The 18256-nt window shown below is 50.3% G+C and carries 18 protein-coding genes; 14 read left to right on the forward strand and 4 right to left on the reverse strand.

Annotated features, from left to right (window positions below; all coding sequences use genetic code 11):
- Window positions 1-153 precede the first annotated feature (153 nt).
- The 7 genes from priA to LG288_RS11375 all read left to right on the forward strand — a co-directional run bounded on the left by priA (window position 154) and on the right by LG288_RS11375 (window position 8434).
- Window positions 154-2346 carry a primosomal protein N' gene (gene priA, locus LG288_RS11345; RefSeq protein WP_404400626.1) on the forward strand — a complete coding sequence of 731 codons (2193 nt, stop codon included), beginning with the start codon at window positions 154-156 and terminating at the stop codon, window positions 2344-2346.
- A gap of 73 nt (window positions 2347-2419) precedes the next feature.
- The gene (gene argS / locus LG288_RS11350) at window positions 2420-4165 is read left to right on the forward strand and encodes an arginine--tRNA ligase (RefSeq protein ID WP_404400628.1); all 1746 of its coding nucleotides are present in this window, start codon (window positions 2420-2422) and stop codon (window positions 4163-4165) included.
- Window positions 4166-4169: 4 nt separating this feature from the next.
- Window positions 4170-4733, forward strand: coding sequence for an SPOR domain-containing protein (locus LG288_RS11355; protein ID WP_404400630.1), 564 nt, complete (start codon window positions 4170-4172; stop codon window positions 4731-4733).
- Between the two features lie 89 nt (window positions 4734-4822).
- A complete protein-coding gene (gene hslV, locus LG288_RS11360) occupies window positions 4823-5368 on the forward strand; it encodes an ATP-dependent protease subunit HslV (RefSeq protein ID WP_404400632.1) in 546 nt (181 codons plus the stop codon).
- A 21-nt stretch (window positions 5369-5389) separates the two neighbouring features.
- Window positions 5390-6745 (forward strand): ATP-dependent protease ATPase subunit HslU, encoded by a 1356-nt coding sequence (hslU, locus tag LG288_RS11365; RefSeq protein ID WP_404400634.1) that lies wholly within the window; start codon window positions 5390-5392, stop codon window positions 6743-6745.
- 157 nt (window positions 6746-6902) lie between these two features.
- Window positions 6903-7388 (forward strand): ribonuclease E activity regulator RraA, encoded by a 486-nt coding sequence (gene rraA, locus LG288_RS11370; protein WP_404400636.1) that lies wholly within the window; start codon window positions 6903-6905, stop codon window positions 7386-7388.
- On the forward strand, window positions 7388-8434 hold the full coding sequence (locus LG288_RS11375) for a formimidoylglutamase (RefSeq protein WP_404400638.1): 1047 nt from the start codon (window positions 7388-7390) through the stop codon (window positions 8432-8434). The genes rraA and LG288_RS11375 overlap by 1 nt, the downstream gene beginning before the upstream one ends.
- On the opposite strand, the gene hutI is transcribed toward LG288_RS11375, so the two are convergent.
- Window positions 8397-9617: an imidazolonepropionase gene (gene hutI / locus LG288_RS11380; protein WP_404400640.1), complete on the reverse strand. Its 1221-nt coding sequence runs from the start codon at window positions 9615-9617 to the stop codon at window positions 8397-8399. The genes LG288_RS11375 and hutI overlap by 38 nt on opposite strands.
- Window positions 9618-9727: 110 nt before the next feature.
- Here hutI and hutC point away from each other — a divergent pair, with 110 nt between their 5' ends.
- From hutC to hutH, 3 genes are read left to right on the forward strand one after another with little or no spacing between them, the layout of a single operon-like run.
- Entirely contained in the window at window positions 9728-10447 is a 720-nt protein-coding gene (hutC, locus tag LG288_RS11385) for a histidine utilization repressor (protein WP_404400642.1), read from the forward strand.
- A 16-nt stretch (window positions 10448-10463) separates the two neighbouring features.
- A complete protein-coding gene (gene hutU, locus LG288_RS11390; protein ID WP_404400644.1) occupies window positions 10464-12137 on the forward strand; it encodes a urocanate hydratase in 1674 nt (557 codons plus the stop codon).
- Window positions 12138-12150: 13 nt separating this feature from the next.
- Window positions 12151-13680, forward strand: coding sequence for a histidine ammonia-lyase (hutH, locus tag LG288_RS11395; RefSeq protein ID WP_404400646.1), 1530 nt, complete (start codon window positions 12151-12153; stop codon window positions 13678-13680).
- Window positions 13681-13687: 7 nt separating this feature from the next.
- Here hutH and LG288_RS11400 read toward each other — a convergent pair whose 3' ends face one another.
- The 3 genes from LG288_RS11400 to LG288_RS11410 are packed head-to-tail and all read right to left on the reverse strand — an operon-like array spanning window position 13688 to window position 15939.
- Window positions 13688-14590, reverse strand: a complete 903-nt coding sequence (locus LG288_RS11400; protein WP_404400649.1) for a YiiD C-terminal domain-containing protein — start codon at window positions 14588-14590, stop codon at window positions 13688-13690.
- A 2-nt stretch (window positions 14591-14592) separates the two neighbouring features.
- Entirely contained in the window at window positions 14593-15030 is a 438-nt protein-coding gene (gene dtd, locus LG288_RS11405) for a D-aminoacyl-tRNA deacylase (protein WP_404400652.1), read from the reverse strand.
- Between the two features lie 54 nt (window positions 15031-15084).
- On the reverse strand, window positions 15085-15939 hold the full coding sequence (locus LG288_RS11410) for a virulence factor BrkB family protein (protein ID WP_404400655.1): 855 nt from the start codon (window positions 15937-15939) through the stop codon (window positions 15085-15087).
- Between the two features lie 72 nt (window positions 15940-16011).
- Between LG288_RS11410 and LG288_RS11415 the strand changes: the two genes are divergently transcribed.
- The 4 genes from LG288_RS11415 to LG288_RS11430 all read left to right on the forward strand — a co-directional run bounded on the left by LG288_RS11415 (window position 16012) and on the right by LG288_RS11430 (window position 18249).
- Window positions 16012-16728, forward strand: a complete 717-nt coding sequence (locus tag LG288_RS11415; protein ID WP_404400657.1) for an SDR family NAD(P)-dependent oxidoreductase — start codon at window positions 16012-16014, stop codon at window positions 16726-16728.
- A 68-nt stretch (window positions 16729-16796) separates the two neighbouring features.
- Window positions 16797-17036: a YqaE/Pmp3 family membrane protein gene (locus LG288_RS11420; RefSeq protein WP_404400659.1), complete on the forward strand. Its 240-nt coding sequence runs from the start codon at window positions 16797-16799 to the stop codon at window positions 17034-17036.
- Entirely contained in the window at window positions 17033-17677 is a 645-nt protein-coding gene (locus LG288_RS11425) for a DUF2959 domain-containing protein (protein WP_404400661.1), read from the forward strand. Before LG288_RS11420 ends, LG288_RS11425 begins: the two co-directional genes overlap by 4 nt.
- 59 nt (window positions 17678-17736) lie before the next feature.
- Window positions 17737-18249 (forward strand): NADPH-dependent FMN reductase, encoded by a 513-nt coding sequence (locus LG288_RS11430; RefSeq protein ID WP_404400663.1) that lies wholly within the window; start codon window positions 17737-17739, stop codon window positions 18247-18249.
- The last annotated feature ends 7 nt before the right edge of the window (window positions 18250-18256 follow it).

Genomic DNA, 18256 nt, shown 5'->3' on the forward strand with positions numbered 1-18256 from the left:
TGGGCCGCATCGCTATCCGGTCATCTTGTGCCGGACACCATGCGTAAAAAAACAACAGTTATCAAGAGCGCGGCATTCTATGTGATCAGGGTGTATTGATCAAGTAAAATATCCTTGCTTGTATTATCACAGGCGGCGGCTCAAAATAGCCCTATGAGTCAGATTAACCAATTTTTACAGGTCGCATTGCCGGTTCCCCTGCGGCAAATTTTCAGTTACCGAAATGGGTTGGCACCAGTTACCGTCGGGAGCCGTGTGCGCGTGCCTTTTGGTAAACGTCAGTTAGTCGGTTTTGTGGTAGCAGAGCAAGCGGAACACGAGCTGGGCGAGTTTCAGGTTAAAGACATCATCGAGGTCATTGACCAGGTGTCAATTTGGAATACTGATATCTGGCAACTGGTTACCTGGGGTGCCGATTACTATCACCACAGTTTAGGAGAGGTTGCAGCAAATGCGCTGCCGGTATTACTGCGCAAGGGGCAGCCTGCACACTATCCCCGCACTGAATACTGGCAGTTGACGGAGGCTGGTAAAAAAATAACCGCTGAACAGCTAAGGCGCGCCCCTAAGCAACAGCAACTGATGACGCTGTTAGAGCAAGAGCCTTTAACCCGGAACGCAATAAAAGATGCGGGAATTAGCAGCACACTGCTGAAATTAGTTGCCGACAAGGGCTGGATTACTGCTTATCAGGCTGAACCGGAACTTAAGTCCAGCCCATGGCAGTTAGAGGATGCTAACCAGCCTTTAGATTTGAATAAAGAGCAGGCGGTGGCGGTCAGCGCAGTTAATCAGCAGAGCAGCTATGCTGCGTTGCTTTTGCAGGGTATTACCGGCAGCGGTAAAACCGAAGTTTATTTACAGGCAATAACACCGGTTTTACAGCGCAACCAACAAGTGCTGGTGCTGGTTCCGGAAATCGGCCTGACGCCGCAGACGCTGAAGCGTTTTCAACAACGATTTGATGTACCTATTGTAATGCTGCACTCAGGCTTAACTGACAATGAGCGTTTACAGGCCTGGCTTGACAGCCGTTCTGGTCAGGCAGCTATTATCATTGGTACACGATCGGCAGTATATACCCCATGCCATAAGCTCGGTCTTATCATTATTGACGAAGAGCATGATCTTTCATTTAAGCAGCAGGATGGCTTTCGCTATCATGCCCGCGATGTAGCGATTAAGCGCGCTCAACTACTGGATATTCCTATTGTCCTCGGCACCGCCACACCCTCATTGGAGACTCTGAATAATGCTGTTAACAAGCGGTTTCACTGGCTTAAACTAGATCAGCGGGCCGGTGGGGCCGAACTGGTTAAACATCAAGTTCTGGATTTAAAGCAACAACGGATTGAATCAGGCGTCTCAGCACCACTGCGCGATCAAATTAAAGAACAGTTAGAGCGGGGTAATCAGGTTTTATTATTTCTAAACCGCCGTGGTTTTGCTCCTGCACTTATGTGCCATGAATGTGGCTGGCTTGCCCAGTGCCAGCGCTGTGATGCCTATTACACTCTGCACAAAACTCATAACCAGCTGCTCTGCCATCATTGTGGCAGCCAGCGGCCCATTCCTCGCCAGTGTGGTGACTGTGGCGCGTCGCATCTAATGACGCACGGGGTTGGCACCGAACAACTGGAGCAAAGCCTGCAGCAGCAATTTCCGGGTTATGGGGTGCTGCGGATTGATCGAGATTCAACCCGTCGCAAAGGCGAGCTGAGCCGTCACTTGCAGGCAGCCACAGAAAATAAATACCAAATTTTAGTGGGTACACAGATGCTGGCTAAAGGGCATCACTTTCCTAACGTTACCCTGGTGGCGTTACTGGATGTTGATGGAGCCCTTTACAGCGCAGACTTTCGGGCTGCCGAGCGGTTAGCGCAATTATTTACTCAGGTAGCAGGGCGAGCGGGCAGAGCGCGCAAAGCGGGGAAAGTCGTACTGCAGACCCACCACCCGGAACATGACCTGATTCAGGATCTATTAAATAATGGTTACCAGGATTTTGCCATTACGGCGCTGGCCGAGCGGCAACTTAATGAATTACCGCCCTTTGGTTACATGGCCTTATTTCGTGCTGAGGCGGTTAACCGGCAACAGGTACTAACGGCTTTACAGGAACTCGCCAGTTTAATGCCAGAGGTTACCGGCGCTCAGCTGTTAGGGCCGATGCCGGCCTTAATGGAGCGCAAGGCGGGCCGCTACCGCTACCAGTTACTGCTGCACTGTCAGTCACGCAAGTTACGGCACCAGCTTTTGCATTTTTTATTGGCAAAAATCTCGCCGTTAGGCTCCTGGCGTAAAATTCGCTGGTCGCTGGATGTCGACCCGCAGGACTTCACATAAGCCCCACAAAGCGAGTAAACTAGCGCTATGATTAAGGCGTTTTTATTTTTTTAATTTACAGGTAGTCGAGTCGATGAAAGAACAACTGGAACAGTTATTAGGTGATGCGATTGGTCAAATAAAAGCCGATGGTATCCTGCCAGCCGATCAGCCGGTAAAAATTCAGCTCGACCGCCCACGGGATAAGTCTCACGGTGACTTTGCCACCAATCTGGCACTGATGCTGGCCAAGCCGGCCAAGGTAAATCCGCGACAGCTGGCCGAAGCCATCATTGCTGCGATTCCGCAAAATACCTTACTTGAAAAAACGGAAATAGCCGGCCCTGGCTTTATTAATTTTACCGTGGCTCAGGATCAGTTAAAAAACCAGCTACAGGAGATGTTTAACAGCACGCGCCTGGCAGTTCCTGAAGCCACCGATAAACGGACTATCGTCATTGATTATTCCTCGCCTAACCTGGCTAAGGAAATGCACGTTGGCCATTTGCGCTCGGCTATTATTGGTGATGCCGTGTCACGCGTCAGTGAGTTTCTTGGGCATACCGTCATTCGTCAGAATCATGTTGGCGACTGGGGAACTCAGTTTGGCATGCTGCTGGCTTACATGGAGCAGCTGGATAATCAGACCGCAGATTATGAACTCAGTAACCTGGAAACCTTCTACAAAGCGGCTAAACAACGCTTTGACGAAAGCGAGCAGTTTGCAACCCGGGCCCGCGAGCTGGTTGTGCAGTTACAGTCAGGCGATGAATATTGCTTGCGTTTATGGAACCAATTTATTGAAGTATCACTCAGTCACTGTCAGGAAGTTTATGACCGTTTAGGGGTTAAGTTAACGCGTGATGACGTTATGGCTGAGAGCGCTTATAACGATCAGTTGCCGGTAGTTATCAAGCATCTGCGTGAGCAAAAGCTACTGGTCGAAGACCAGGGCGCGCAATGCGTATTTCTGGATGAGTTTAAAGGTAAAGAGGGCGATCCTCTGCCCGTCATCGTGCAGAAAAAGGGTGGCGGATATTTGTATGCGACAACTGACTTAGCGGCTATCGAATATCGCCAGAAGCAACTCGGTGGTGATTACCTCATGTACTTCGTTGATGCCAGACAGGCGCTTCATTTTGAGCAAATCTTCACTCTGGCCCGCAAGGCCGGCTTTATCGAAGGTGACGACATTCGCACCGAGCATTTCGGTTTTGGAACCGTGATGGGGCGCGATGGCAGGCCCTATAAAAGTCGTGACGGCGGAGTAACCAAACTGGCCGACTTATTAGATGAGGCCGAGCGTCGTGCGTTAGTGTTGTTGCAGCAAAAAGACAGCGATTTGAGCGAACAGCAGCAACAGGACGTTGCCAAAGTTGTGGGTATCAGTTCAGTAAAATACGCCGACTTATCAAAAAACCGCACCAGCGATTATATTTTCGACTGGGACCTTATGCTGACCTTTGAGGGCAATACGGCTCCCTATCTGTTGTATGCTTTTACCCGGGTAAACAGTATCTTTAACCGTTTAGGTGAAAAAGGCTTTGATGCCGGTACTGATTTTATTCTGGACGATGAGCGCGAAGTCGCGCTGGCTAATCAACTGGTCCGTTTTAATGAGGTTGTGCAGCAAGTTTATGATAAAGCGATGCCGCATTTCCTTTGTGGCTATCTGTTCGAGCTGGCCGGGCGGTTTTCCAGCTTTTACGAAGCTTGTCCGATCCTTAACCAACAGGACGATGCCGTGCGTAACAGCCGCCTGAAGCTGGCACGTCTGACCGCATCAACATTGGCGCAAGGGCTTGAGTTGTTGGGTATCCCGACCCTGGAGAAAATGTAAATTCATGGATTACGCCAATCGGTCGCCGAAAAAGCAACCAAAGAAAGGGGCCGCGAAAAAAAGCCGAAAAGGCCAGCCCCGGGGGGCCAGTAATCGGCAGCAGCAGCCTGTGCCCTGGCTGATCATCGTTATCGCGGTCGCCTTAATCGGTGCTTTTACCTACGGTTTAGTCGCTATCAGTGGTAGTTCGGATAAGGTTGCAGAGCAAACGGTTGTGCAGCCGCCCCCGAAGGATTTGCTGCCGGAAAAGCCCAAAGAACAATGGCAGTACATTGACGAGCTGGAAGCAAAACAGGTAGAAGTTGATGTGCCGGAGCGAGAAGCAGGGCCGCCTAAGCTAATGCAATGTGGCTCATTCCGCCAGCGTAACGATGCGGAACGTTTAAAAGCGCAAATTGCCATGGTCGGCCTGGAAAGTCAGGTGCGCGCGACCGAGGGCACTAACGGCCTCTGGTACCGGGTCGTATTAGGTCCGTTTGCGACCAAACGCGACGCAGAGCGTGACCGGCACAAATTGCAGCGTGCAAACATTCACGGCTGTGCAATCTGGAACTGGAATTTAGATTAACCCAACCTTGAAATCCTGCCTCAGGACCCTCACATGTTCATCATTGATGTCGTTGCAAACGACGCATGACAACTAGAGAGGGTTAGATTTTGACTACGATAGTATCAGTTCGCCGCGGTGACAAAGTGGTGATTGGCGGTGACGGTCAGGTGTCACTGGGCAACACAGTAATGAAATCTAATGCACGGAAAGTACGCCGCCTGTATCACGATCAGGTACTAGCCGGTTTTGCAGGCGGCACTGCTGATGCCTTTACTTTGTTTGAACGCTTTGAGTCAAAGTTAGAACAGCATCAGGGCAACTTGCTCCGTGCCGCCGTAGAGCTGGCAAAAGACTGGCGAACAGATCGTGCACTTAGGCGGCTAGAGGCGTTATTAGCCGTTGCCGATAAGGAAACCTCGCTAATCATTACCGGTAACGGTGATGTGGTGCAACCCGAAAACGATCTGATTGCCATTGGCTCAGGCGGACCTTATGCACAATCTGCAGCAACCGCATTGCTGGAAAACACCGAACTTGAAGCCCGGGATATTGTTGAAAAAGCATTAGCGATAGCCGGCGACATCTGTGTGTATACCAACAGCACCAAGACCATCGAAGAGCAGCAGTCCATTGCTGGCGACAAAGACAAATAAACAATAGGGGAAAGTAAAACGATGTCTGATATGACCCCGAGAGAAATCGTTGACGAATTAAACCGGCACATCATCGGTCAGGATAAAGCCAAGCGTGCAGTCGCTGTGGCGTTGCGTAATCGCTGGCGCCGGATGCAGCTGGATGACGAGTTACGGCAAGAAGTGACGCCTAAAAATATCCTGATGATCGGCCCCACGGGTGTGGGTAAAACCGAAATTGCCCGGCGGCTGGCAAAATTGGCGAATGCTCCCTTCATTAAAGTGGAGGCGACCAAATTTACTGAAGTGGGTTACGTCGGTAAAGAAATTGAGTCAATTATAAAAGATTTAACCGACGTAGCGGTTAAACAAAAGCGTGAAGAGATGATGCAAAAAGTGCGCTTCCGTGCCGAAGAAGCTGCTGAAGATCGCATCCTGGACGTGTTATTGCCCCCGGCACGCCAAAGCTCCTCTGGCTGGGCCGATCAACAGCAGGCAAGCAACGAGCCGGCTGAAGATAAACGCAAGTCACGGCAGGTGTTTCGTAAAAAGCTGCGCGAGGGCCAGCTGGACGATAAAGAGATTGAAATTGATTTAGCTATGCCGCAAATGGGAGTCGAAATTATGGCTCCTCCTGGTATGGAAGAAATGACATCGCAGTTGCAAAACATGTTTCAGAGCATGGGTAATGATAAAACCAAACAACGCAAAATGAAAATTAAAGATGCGTTCAAGCAACTGATCGACGAAGAAGCGGCTAAATTGCTGAACCCTGACGAAGTAAAAGAAGCAGCGATTAACTCGGTCGAACAGAACGGTATAGTGTTTCTGGACGAAGTAGATAAAATCTGTAAACGCGGTGATACTTCAGGTCCTGATGTTTCTCGCGAAGGTGTGCAACGGGACTTATTGCCGCTGGTTGAAGGTACCACAGTGAATACTAAGCACGGCATGATCCGAACGGACCATATCTTGTTTATTGCCTCTGGTGCATTTCAGATGAGCAAACCCTCGGATTTAATACCTGAGCTACAGGGCAGGCTGCCGATCCGGGTCGAGCTGGACGCACTGACCAGTCATGATTTCGTACGGATATTAACAGAGCCAAGTGCCTCGTTGACTACCCAGTATCGGGCATTACTGAACACTGAGGGTGTTACCGTTGGGTTTACTGACGATGGTATTCAGCGGATTGCTGAAATTGCTTTCCACGTTAACGAAACCACCGAGAATATTGGTGCCCGCCGCCTGCATACGGTGCTGGAGCGTTTAATGGAAGAAGTTTCGTTTCACGCCACGGACCACAGCGGTGACACCATTGAGGTTAACGCCCAGTACGTTGATAAGCATATTGGCGAGCTGTCGAAAGATGAGGACCTTAGCCGCTTTATTTTATAACGCCTCATATCAGCACTCAGCCGTTACCCGCCCCTGGTTAACGGCTGAGATTTTGCCTGTCCGGCTTTAATTGAGGACAATCACGGATTTCGGTTTTTGAATTGCCGAAACAGCGTTATACTGCCAGACAGATACCTCCTACTGTGTGGAAAAAACCATGGAATATAATACCTCTGAATTGTGCGATCTTTATCCGGACATGGTCGACGTTGTCGAGCCAATGTTTGTCAATTACGGTGGACGAACTTCCTTTGGTGGTCAGTTAATCGTAATCAAAACTTACGAAGATAAAGGCCTGATCGAAGAAACACTGAAGCAGGATGGCGGCGGTAAGGTGTTATTAGTTGATGGCGGTGGCTCAAGCCGTCGCGCAATTGTTGATTTATCGATTGCTGAACAGGCGATGGATAACGACTGGGAAGGGATCATCTGCTACGGCTCGGTGCGCGATGTTGACGCCCTTGAAGAGCTGGATATTGGCATTCTGGCGGTTGCTTCTATTCCTGTTTCGGCCCCAAGTGAAGGTACCGGAGAGCTTGATCTTCCGGTTAATTTTGGCGGCGTAACCTTCCTGCCGGAAGACCATATCTACGCCGACAGTACCGGTGTTATCCTGTCGCCAGAGCCACTTGATATCGAATAATGAGTACAGTGTCTTACTTGCGGCGGGTCGATCCGAGCCGCTGGGTTAAAGAACGCGAGCATGAGACAAAAGTAGGTCAGGCCATACGCTGCCTGGATGCCGGAGGCTCTTATACGGACAGTCTGGCGGCGGCCTGGCACGAGGGTCAACGTGTTGCTATTGTCGGCGTACCCGAGAGCATCGGCGTAAAAGGCAACTTAGGCAGGCCAGGTGCCGAAGGTGGCTGGCAGGCGTTTTTGCAAAGCTTTCTGAATTTGCAAAAGACCGGGCTGGTATCCAGTCATGAATTATTGTTAGTAGGAGCGGTTGATTGTTCCGACTTAACAGCCCAGTGTGAGCTACTTGACGCTGCCGATAAACACCAGCTAACGGATATCCGGCGACTGTGTTCGCAATTGGATGCGCGGGTGGTTCAGGTAGTTGAACCACTGTTCCAACAAGGTTTTGATGTCATCTTAATCGGTGGCGGACACAACAATTCCTACCCCTTGTTAAAAGCCTTGCAGCAAAGCTACCAGCGACCTGTTGGCGCAGTAAACCTCGATCCTCACGCAGACTTTCGTGCGACAGAAGGTCGCCATAGCGGAAACGGTTTTAGTTACGCTTATATGGAAGGGATTCTTGAGTTTTACCACATTGTTGGATTGCACCCGGCTAAAAACTCGGCCAGCAGTCTGCGGCAGTTGAATGATGCCGGCATGCGCTATCATTCTCTCCATCGTTTATTTGAGCGTCCGTTTGCCGCGGTAATGGATGAAGTTGCTGCAAAGGCTGATTCATGGCAGTGCCCTTTAGGAATTGAGTTAGATGTTGATGCTTTAACCGGTATTCCGGCCAGCGCTGTTAATTACACTGGACTGTCGCTGGCACAAGGCTTTCAATTTATTAAACGTCTGGCAGAAGTAAAAGATGCGCGCTACGTGCATTTAGCTGAGGCGGCTCCGGCACTGAGTAGTGCCGGTTTTGAGGAAGGTTTAAAACAAGTGGGTCAGGTATTAACCGAGCTGGCTACTGCCTATCTGCATGGCCGTGAACGTCGCCGTTAAGCCATAGTTTTGACAATGGGTTAACGCCAAACTGATAACTCAGTTCAGCCGGGTCCTTTACATCCCAAAGTGCAAGGTTGGCCTGCATACCAGTTTTCACCTGCCCCAGACGTTTGCTTAGCCCAAGCGCTTTGGCGGCATTAATGGTGACACCCCTTAAGCACTCTTCAGGTGTCAGCCGGAACAAGGTGGCGCCCATTTGTAACATCAGGGGTAAATTGTGAATCGGTGATGAACCTGGGTTAGCATCCGTGGCCAGGGCAATAGGTACGCCATAGCGCCTGAGCAACTCTACGGGGGGAACCTGAGTATCGCGCAAAAAATAAAACGCACCGGGTAACAGCACCGCAACGGTGCCATTTTCCGCCATCGCTTTAACCCCTGATTCATCAAGCTGTTCCAGGTGATCGGCAGATAAAGCCTGAAAACGAGCGGCCAAAGCCGTGCCCTGCTGGTTGGTTATCTGCTCTGCATGCAGCTTTACCGGCAGCTTAAGCTGTTGTGCCGCTTTGAAAACTCGCTCAGTCTGTTCCACTGAAAAGCCGATAGACTCACAAAAAGCGTCCACGGCATCGACCAGGCCTTCTTCGGCGAGCGTGGGTAATATGTTGTTAACTATCTCGTCAATGTAGCCGTCGGCATTACCTTCAAACTCAGGTGGAATCGCGTGCGCGGCTAGTAAGGTAGTGGTAACCGTTAATGGCAACCGCTGGCCCAGCTCGCGGGCCACTTGAAGCTGCTTTCGTTCAGTCTGCAGCTCAAGACCATAGCCGGATTTGATCTCCAGCGCCCCGACACCTTGCTCGAGTAGTGCATGAGCCCGCTGTTCGGCCAGCTGTAGCAAGTGTTCAAAACTGGCTGCCCGGGTTGCTTTGACGGTCGTAGCGATGCCGCCGCCGGCCCTGGCAATATCGGCGTAACTTGCACCGTGCAGGCGCTGGGCAAACTCGGCGGCCCGCGAGCCGGCCCAGACCAGATGAGTATGACAGTCAATTAACGCCGGAGTCAGCAACTGCCCGTGTCCGTCAATCAACTCGGCGGGCGCCGAGACCGGCGCTTCTGAAGCCGGCCCAGCCCAGTAAATCCGGTCATTTTCGATAATCACAACGGCGTCAGCAATAATACCGTAGCCGGTTTCTTCGGCGGCCATTGTCGCTAACTGAATATTCTCGATTCGTTGCATAGCTAAAACCTGTTAAATGTTCTGCTAGCCAGCATAGCAATGCCCTGCGATCTTGTATAGACAATTGCTTTAATCTACACTGAGTGAAATTGCTCAGTGGAGAATTATCCGTGGCTAAATTTTCGAGTATCAAACAACACCTTTACCAAAAAATCGAATCCGGCGAATGGCCCGAGAATCATCCGGTGAGTTCTGAAAATGCCCTTGCACAGCAATTTTCGGTCAGTCGAATGACGGCGCGCCGGGCGCTACAGGAACTTGCTGATGAAGGCCTGGTGGTACGCACTCAGGGTGCCGGTACCTTTGTTGCGCCAATTAAATCACAAACCTCTTTTATGGCAATTCGCAATATCGCCGATGAAATTCGGGCCCGGGGCCATGACTACCAGGCTCAGGTTCACACTTTACGCGAGCAACAGGCGTCCAGTCAGATTGCTGATGCGCTGGGGCTCTTGCCCGGTGATACGGTGTCACATTCTTTGATCACGCACTTTGAAAACGATATTCCGGTTCAGTGTGAGGAACGTTACGTTAATCCGCAATTGGTTCCTGACTATCTTAAACAGGATTTCACTACGATAACACCGCATGAATACCTCTGCATGGTCACGCCATTAACCGAAGCCAGTCACCAAATTGAGGCAGTTATGCCCAGTGCCGCCACCTGCCAGTTACTGAGTATCGAGCGAAGCGAGCCCTGCTTACGAATTGTGCGCCGTACCTGGAGTGCCGGAGGCATCGTCAGCTATGCGGTTCTGACCCACCCCGGCTCGCGCTTTAAGTTGGGTGGGCACTTACATTTTACTAATACGTCTGGCCCGTCGGAATAAATTTTAGGAGAGACTAATGAGCCATCAACGCTTAGATACCACGCGGACAATAAGAGCGGATCGCGGTACTGAATTGACTACGGCTAACTGGCAAATTGAAGCCGCCAAACGTATGTTAATGAACAACCTCGACGCCGAAGTAGCGGAACATCCCCAGGGGCTGGTCGTGTATGGCGGCATTGGTCGAGCAGCCCGTAATTGGCCGTGTTATGACAAAATTGTTGAAACACTGGAGCAATTAAAGCCCGACCAGTCTTTATTAATTCAGTCAGGCAAACCGGTGGGAGTTTTTACTACGCATGAAGATGCCCCCCGGGTACTGATTGCTAATTCAAATTTAGTTCCACAGTGGGCGAACTGGGATCACTTTAACGAGCTGGATAAGAAAGGCCTGATGATGTACGGCCAAATGACTGCAGGCAGCTGGATTTATATTGGCTCGCAAGGCATTGTGCAGGGGACTTACGAGACCTTTGGTGCGATTGCACGTCAGCATTTCGACAATAACGCCAAAGGTAGATGGATTCTGACCGGAGGGTTAGGCGGCATGGGGGGCGCACAACCCCTGGCGGCAACCATGGCCGGTTTTTGTATGCTGGCGGTTGAGTGTGACGAAACCCGCATCGACTTTCGTTTACGTACCGGCTATGTGGATCGCAAAGCCACGACACTGGACGAGGCATTAGATTTCATTGAACAGGGGAAAAGTCGGGGCGAGGCCATTTCGGTTGCGTTGTTGGGTAACGCAGCGGATATCTACCAGCAGTTACAGCAGCGCGATATTGTCCCCGATGTGGTGACTGACCAGACATCTGCTCATGACCCCCTGCACGGCTACCTGCCGCAGGGCTGGACACTGCCCCAGTATCATGAACAGCAAGATAAGGACCCTGAGAGTACCGTTGCCGCCGCTAAACAGTCGATGGCCGTGCAGGTTAAGGCGATGCTGTACTTTCAGCAACAGGGCGCTGCCGTGCTCGACTATGGCAATAATATACGCCAGATGGCTAAAGATGTTGGTGTTGAAGATGCCTTTAGTTTTCCTGGTTTTGTGCCCGCTTACATTCGGCCGTTATTTTGTGAAGGGATTGGCCCTTTCCGTTGGGTGGCCCTGTCGGGCGATCCGCAGGACATTTATAAAACCGATGAAAAGGTTAAAGAGTTGATTCCCGATGATGCTCACCTACACAACTGGTTGGACATGGCTAAAGAACGCATTGCGTTTCAGGGCCTGCCGGCGCGTATTTGCTGGATCGGCTTAAAAGACCGCGCACGCATTGCTCAGGCCTTTAACGATATGGTTAAAAGTGGTGAACTGAAAGCGCCGGTTGTGATCGGGCGCGACCATTTGGACTCTGGCTCGGTTGCCAGCCCCAATCGTGAAACCGAGAGCATGTTGGACGGCTCTGATGCCGTATCAGACTGGCCCTTATTGAATGCCTTGTTAAATACAGCGGGCGGAGCAACCTGGGTTAGCCTGCATCACGGTGGCGGTGTCGGTATGGGCTATTCACAGCACGCTGGTGTCGTTATCGTCGCCGATGGTAGTGCCGCAGCGGGCAAACGCATCGGGCGGGTACTGTGGAACGATCCTGCTACCGGTGTGATGCGTCACGCAGATGCAGGCTACGATATTGCCCGACAATGCGCTAAAGACCAGCAGCTTAATCTGCCCATGCTGGAACAATAATTAAGGAGTCGGTATGAGTAATTTCCCCTTAAACCCGGGCCAGTTAAATCTGCGGGATCTGCGTCACTGGTATTTTAATAGTGCGCAGCTAGAGCTTAATCAGCAAGCGATGAGCGAAATTGAAAAATCTTCTGCCATGGTAGAAAAAGTCCTGGATCAGGGGCAGGTGGTCTATGGCATTAACACCGGATTTGGTTTATTGGCAAATACCCGTATCCCGCCAGAGCGTCTGACTGATTTGCAGCGGCGTATTGTGCTGTCGCATTCGGTCGGGACCGGCGAGTTGATGGGTGACGAGGTCGTGCGGCTTATCTTGCTGCTTAAAATTAACTCGCTGTCGCGTGGTTTTTCCGGCGTCCGGCTTAAAGTTATCGAAGCTTTAATTGCGCTATTAAATCATCAGGTTTACCCCTGTATACCCAGTAAAGGCTCGGTGGGCGCTTCGGGTGATTTGGCTCCGCTGGCTCATTTGGTGCTACCGCTGCTGGGGGAAGGCCAGGTGCGCGTTAATGGTGCAATTTTACCAGCCACGGAAGGTTTAAAACGGGCCGGTTTAGAGCCTTTTGAGCTGGCGCCAAAAGAAGGCCTTGCACTGCTTAACGGAACTCAGGTGTCAACGGCTCTGGCCCTGGCGGGCTTATTCCGGATTGAGCGCGTTTTTCATAGCGCCATTACCATTGGGGCTATGTCGGTAGAGGCCGCTATGGGCTCGCGCACACCTTTTGATGCCCGCATTCACGAAGTGCGGGGCCAGCATGGTCAGCAGCAGGTTGCCGCAGCTTTTCGCGATATCCTTGGAGAAAGCTCGGCGATTGCGCGTTATCACGAGGACTGTGAAAAAGTCCAGGATCCCTATTCGCTGCGTTGTCAGCCTCAGGTAATGGGAGCTGTTTATGACCAGTTAAGCCATGCTGCGCTGATTCTTGAACGCGAAGCTAATGGAGTGACAGATAATCCGCTGGTTTTCAGCGATGACGAAACCATTCTGTCAGGCGGTAATTTCCATGCTGAGCCGGTGGCAATGGCCGCTGATGTTATTGCTATTGCAGCCAGTGAGATTGGGGCAATGTCAGAACGCCGCAGTGCGTTGCTGATAGACCAGCATTTAAGCAATTTGCCGGCGTTTTTAGTGAATGAGGGCGGGGTTAACTCGGGTTTCATGATGGTTCAGGTAACTGCCGCGGCGCTAGCCTCAGAAAACAAAAGCCATGCCCACCCTGCTTCGGTAGACAGTATCCCGACGTCTGCTAATCAGGAAGATCATGTGTCGATGGCGACCTTCGCTGCCCGCAGGCTTACAGAGATTGCCGATAATATCGCTGATATTGTTGCCATTGAATGGCTGGAAGCTGCGCAGGGTCTGGACTTCAGAAAGCCTCTGACACCCTCACCGAAAATCGAGGCGGCCTATGAGTGTTTGCGTGCAAAGGTGGCTTACTATGAAGAGGACCGTTATTTTGCCCCTGATATCCGCAGCGCCAGTGATTTGATAAAAACCGGCGCGCTGGACTTTACTCTGGCAGACTTTAGCCCGTTAAGTTAGCCGATTATTAATCCTGCGGAGCAAGCACCACAAAGCGGCCGGTAAATTCGGCCACTGGCTGCTCGCGGGAAAATAACTGTGCGCGTAAGGTTAAATGCGCATTGCGACCTTGTTTTAGCGCCGAGAAGTCGCCCTCAACATCGTTTAAAAGCGCGATGCCGCGGGGCTCTTTGCGCAACGGCTTTTGATATTTTATGTTGCCCTCTGCAAGCACCACTGAGCCTTTAACTTCTCTTTCCAGCAGCTGCAAATGCAATAGTCCCCAGCAGGTTAGCGTACCGAGAGAGTAAATACTGCCGGCAAACATGGTATCGTGAACATTAATATTACGGGACAGATTTGCCCGGGTCTCAAGAATACGCCCGGTATATTGATGTATTTTGATTCCCATGGCGTCTGAAATTGGAATGCGTTGCTGCCATGTTTGCTGTAACTCGGCAACCCAGTCAGGCCGGTAGGTAATGTAATTCCGTTTGCTGAAGGACTTCCTGAGCTGGTGTTCAGCCATAGAATTGCTGACGGTATCGCCTTCTTCAACCACCTGATAACCGCACTTTTTGTAAAAGCCAAGCGTATTGTCACGCGAATTTATAACCACGTGTTGAGCACCTTCGTTCCGAGCTGCCAGCTCCAGGGCGTAGACAATAGCGACTCCGTGGCCTTGACCCTGGTACTCAGGGTCAACGGCCATAAATCGTATTTGTGCTTCCTCAGGACTGTTAAAATGTACCCGGCCAACCGCAATAGGCTGACCGTGTTTGTCCACCACCATGCGATGATGCCCGACCTGATCATAGGCGTCCTGCTCTGATCCCAGCGGCCGCTGAAAGGGTTTGCGCAGTACCGTCCAGCGAAGCTGATAGTAACGCTTAAGTTGCTCGTCGGTTTGCGGAGTAACGACCTGATACATAGTTAAACGCTCAATTGAAAAGTAACGGGACCGTCATTAATCAATGCCACCTGCATATTGGCGGCAAACTGGCCGGTTTGCACCTCTATACCCAAATCCTTTAAGGCCTGACAAAACCCGAAATAAAGTGTTTTTGCCTGTTCGGGAGTTGCGGCACTGGAAAAGCTGGGCCGGCGGCCCTTGCGGGTGTCAGCTGCCAGAGTAAACTGAGAAACTACCAGCGCGGGAAACTGTTTATCCAGCAGACTGAGGTTCATTTTGTCGGATTCATCAGCGAAAACGCGGTAATGGGCAATGCGTTCGGCCAGCTTTTTCGCGTGATAATGCTCGTCTTGTTGCTCGACGCCTAACAAAATTAAAAGCCCCTGGCCAATCGCTCCTACGTTCTGCTCTTGTACGGTCACCTGCGCTTTGGACACACGTTGAATCAGTCCGATCATAAGATACCCAGTCTGCTAAGTTGGCAATCAGGTTTGACTAAACTGCTGTCGCAGTCAAGAGTTTGATGGCTTATCTTTGCTTTTTTTCAGGTACTGATACTCTTCCAGACTAACTGTTAACTCGGCTCCCATTAAAACAATATTCCAGGATAAATAGATCCAGACAATCAGCAGGGGAATGGTTGCCAGTGCCCCGTAAATCGCCTGATAAGTGGGAAAGTAGGTGATATAAAGCGAGAATAACTGTTTACTGATTTCAAACATCACTGCAGCGACTAATGCCCCGACAGCGGCATGACGAACTCGTACGGTGCGGTTAGGAACCAACAGGTAAAGCAGTAAAAAAGCAACAAAGCTGGTGACGATAGGGATAAACCACAAAGCAAAGCTGCGCACTCCAGATACGTATTCTTCGGCAAACTGAGACAGTGAAACTAAATAGGAGGTAGCTGCCAGACCGCCGCCGATAAGTACCGGACCAAGCGTTAAGATCATCCAGTAAATGGCCAGCGATACCGTAAGGCGACGCTTGCTGCTGTCACGCCAAATATTGTTCAGCGCCGAATCGATAGCAGAAATCAAAAATACGGCCACTACAAACAAAAACGCGACTCCGACGGCTGTCATGCGGGACGCATTAGCGACGAATTCGTCAATGTACTGCTTCAGCTGTTCGCTGGAAGTCGGCAATAGATTGGCAAACAGCGCTTCTTCGATATTGCGTTGCAGCTCTTCAAATACCGGGAAGGCAGAAAAAATAGTGAACATAACCACTATCAGTGGCACCAGCGAGAGCAAGGTGACGTAGGTCAGATGCCCGGCAGTAATATTGATTTTATCGGCAGCGGAACGCTGAGCAAAATAGCGTAAAAATTTTCCGATATGTACTACTCTTTTGCGCCAATCCATATGTCCACCCTGACCTGAAAACCACTTACCTGCGTAATAGAGGCAATTATAGCATGAAGCGGGAGAGAGAAGATGGCAATGGTTGTATTTGGTGCTTCCGGAGGTCTGGGTGAAGCGCTGGTCAAAGAGTTGAAACAGCAATACTCTGATCAAACAATATTCGCGGTGTCGCGTAGTGTGGTCAGCGACCGCGTCACGGGCGTTTCGTATTACACAATTGATGACTATAACGACGAGGCTTTGGCTCAGTGGGCAGAGGATTTTTCAGCGACGAATGAACCGCTTACGGGAGTGTTGTCAACGGTCGGTATGCTGCACGACGATGAAACATTTCCCGAGAAACAGCTGAGCGACCTAGATGAACAGAACTTATTAAAGCTTTACCGTGTGAATGCCGTAATTCCCATGCTTATTGTTAAGCATTGCCAGAACTTGCTGGAGAAAAAACAGGCCGCTTTTTTTGTCCAGTTATCGGCGAAGGTGGGCAGTATCGAGGATAACCGGCTAGGCGGCTGGTATAGTTACCGGGCCTCGAAAGCAGGCCTGAATATGTTGTTGAAAACAGCAGCTATTGAATTTAAGCGCAGTCACAAAAAATTAGTTGTTGCCGCTATTCATCCCGGAACGACCGATACCCGGCTGTCAGAACCGTTTCAAAAGCGGATTCCGAAGGGCAAACTGTATTCAAAAGAGCAGTCCGCAGAACGCATTGTGGCTGTTATTAAGCAGCTGAATGCAGAGGATTCAGGGGGGCTTTTTCATTGGGATGGTGAGCGCTTACCTTTTTAGAATGTTTTTTATTTTGTAATTGTTGCTAGACTGAGCTTGGCGAAAAGCAAAAATTAAGGAGAAGCCTGATGCTTTATATCATTGCCATTTTGTTTCCACCGCTAGCGATATTGTTTACCGGCAAAATTTTTCAGTTTATTTTTAATCTTATTCTGGCAGCGCTGGGTATTTTTCTGGCGATTGTGACGTTAGGCGCTTTTGGCCTGATTTACTTATTAGCGATAATACACGCGGTTGTGGTCGTACACAGTTACCGTCAGGAAAAACGTGATGAACGCCTGGTTAAGGCTGTTCGGGGTGAAAAATGAAGAAAGCCTTTGCAGTATTCGGTTTTTTACTTTTGTTAACCGGTTGCCAGAGCGCCTATTATTCGACCATGGAAAAATTCGGTGTTGAAAAGCGGGATATTTTGGTTGATCGGGTCGGCGAAGCTAAAGAGTCGCAGGGAGAGGCTCAGCAACAGTTTGAGTCAGCCCTTGACCAGCTCGATTCAATGCTGAATATCGATGGCGGTGAGCTGGAAAAAAACTACCGCACCCTGAAAGACGAGTACCAGGCAAGTAAAGAGTCGGCGCAACGGGTTCGTGACCGCATTGACGCGGTTGATGAAGTCGCCAATGACCTTTTTAATGAATGGAACGCCGAGCTAGACCAGTATTCTAATGAACGCCTGCGACGACAAAGCGAGCGGCAACTGCGCGAAACTGAGCGCCGCTACGAGGATTTGATCCGCACTATGGAGCGGGCAGCCAGCAAAATGGATCCGGTATTAGCGAAATTACAGGACAACGTACTTTATCTTAAGCATAATTTGAACGCTCAGGCGATAAGCGCCATTAAAGGCGAGTTTGACAGCCTGCAGGCAGATATCCGAGTTTTGATTGAAGATATGCAAGCTGCGATAGCAGAGTCCGATAAATTTATTGAAGCAATGAACTCAGGTGATTAGTTAATTCGTAGTCATTAATGTTCGTAAACCATTAATGGAAAACCTGGAAAGGAAAAAAGATGACCATATTGTTTATTGGCGGCAGTCGTCGCAAAGAATCATTGAATGCAAAACTTAAGCATCGCGTGGCGGAAATCGCTGAGAAATCAGGCATGGACTATAAAGTACTTGATGCAGACGCACTGGATGCACCGATTTATGAGGGTGACTTTGAAGAGGAGCACGGTGTCCCCGACGCCATGAAGGCCCTGGGCGCTGAAATAAAAGCCGCGGATAAAATTGTTTTGATCAGCCCGGAGTATAACTCCTCTGTATCGCCACTGATTAAAAATGCAATCGACTGGGTTTCACGACTTGAGGGTGCCCCCTGGACCAATAAAACCGTTTTGCTGGGGGCGGCATCACCCGGTGGCTTAGGCGGCATGCGCGGATTAATGCATTTGCGCGATGTATTAGGTAACGTACAAGTATGGACAGCGCCTATTTTCGTTTCTTGTCCTAACGCTACGGATGAAGCAATTGCCGGGCTGGACGAGGAAATGCTGCGCAGCTTTCTGCAGCAAGGCGACTAATAGCTAG

Source organism: Idiomarina seosinensis (genome assembly GCF_044797955.1).
Classification (GTDB): Bacteria; Pseudomonadota; Gammaproteobacteria; order Enterobacterales; family Alteromonadaceae; genus Idiomarina; species Idiomarina seosinensis_A.

What these genes read in the sequence shown, in the direction of transcription:
- LG288_RS11410 (WP_404400655.1), bottom strand. Translation starts at nt 15,939, where the DNA reads ATGGATTGGCGCAAAAGAGTAGTACATATCGGAAAATTTTTACGCTAT.
- hutU (WP_404400644.1), top strand. Translation starts at nt 10,464, where the DNA reads ATGAGCCATCAACGCTTAGATACCACGCGGACAATAAGAGCGGATCGC.
- LG288_RS11415 (WP_404400657.1), top strand. Translation starts at nt 16,012, where the DNA reads ATGGCAATGGTTGTATTTGGTGCTTCCGGAGGTCTGGGTGAAGCGCTG.
- LG288_RS11420 (WP_404400659.1), top strand. Translation starts at nt 16,797, where the DNA reads ATGCTTTATATCATTGCCATTTTGTTTCCACCGCTAGCGATATTGTTT.
- dtd (WP_404400652.1), bottom strand. Translation starts at nt 15,030, where the DNA reads ATGATCGGACTGATTCAACGTGTGTCCAAAGCGCAGGTGACCGTACAA.
- LG288_RS11425 (WP_404400661.1), top strand. Translation starts at nt 17,033, where the DNA reads ATGAAGAAAGCCTTTGCAGTATTCGGTTTTTTACTTTTGTTAACCGGT.
- hslU (WP_404400634.1), top strand. Translation starts at nt 5,390, where the DNA reads ATGTCTGATATGACCCCGAGAGAAATCGTTGACGAATTAAACCGGCAC.
- hutI (WP_404400640.1), bottom strand. Translation starts at nt 9,617, where the DNA reads ATGCAACGAATCGAGAATATTCAGTTAGCGACAATGGCCGCCGAAGAA.
- LG288_RS11375 (WP_404400638.1), top strand. Translation starts at nt 7,388, where the DNA reads ATGAGTACAGTGTCTTACTTGCGGCGGGTCGATCCGAGCCGCTGGGTT.
- argS (WP_404400628.1), top strand. Translation starts at nt 2,420, where the DNA reads ATGAAAGAACAACTGGAACAGTTATTAGGTGATGCGATTGGTCAAATA.
- LG288_RS11430 (WP_404400663.1), top strand. Translation starts at nt 17,737, where the DNA reads ATGACCATATTGTTTATTGGCGGCAGTCGTCGCAAAGAATCATTGAAT.
- rraA (WP_404400636.1), top strand. Translation starts at nt 6,903, where the DNA reads ATGGAATATAATACCTCTGAATTGTGCGATCTTTATCCGGACATGGTC.
- LG288_RS11355 (WP_404400630.1), top strand. Translation starts at nt 4,170, where the DNA reads ATGGATTACGCCAATCGGTCGCCGAAAAAGCAACCAAAGAAAGGGGCC.
- priA (WP_404400626.1), top strand. Translation starts at nt 154, where the DNA reads ATGAGTCAGATTAACCAATTTTTACAGGTCGCATTGCCGGTTCCCCTG.
- LG288_RS11400 (WP_404400649.1), bottom strand. Translation starts at nt 14,590, where the DNA reads ATGTATCAGGTCGTTACTCCGCAAACCGACGAGCAACTTAAGCGTTAC.
- hutH (WP_404400646.1), top strand. Translation starts at nt 12,151, where the DNA reads ATGAGTAATTTCCCCTTAAACCCGGGCCAGTTAAATCTGCGGGATCTG.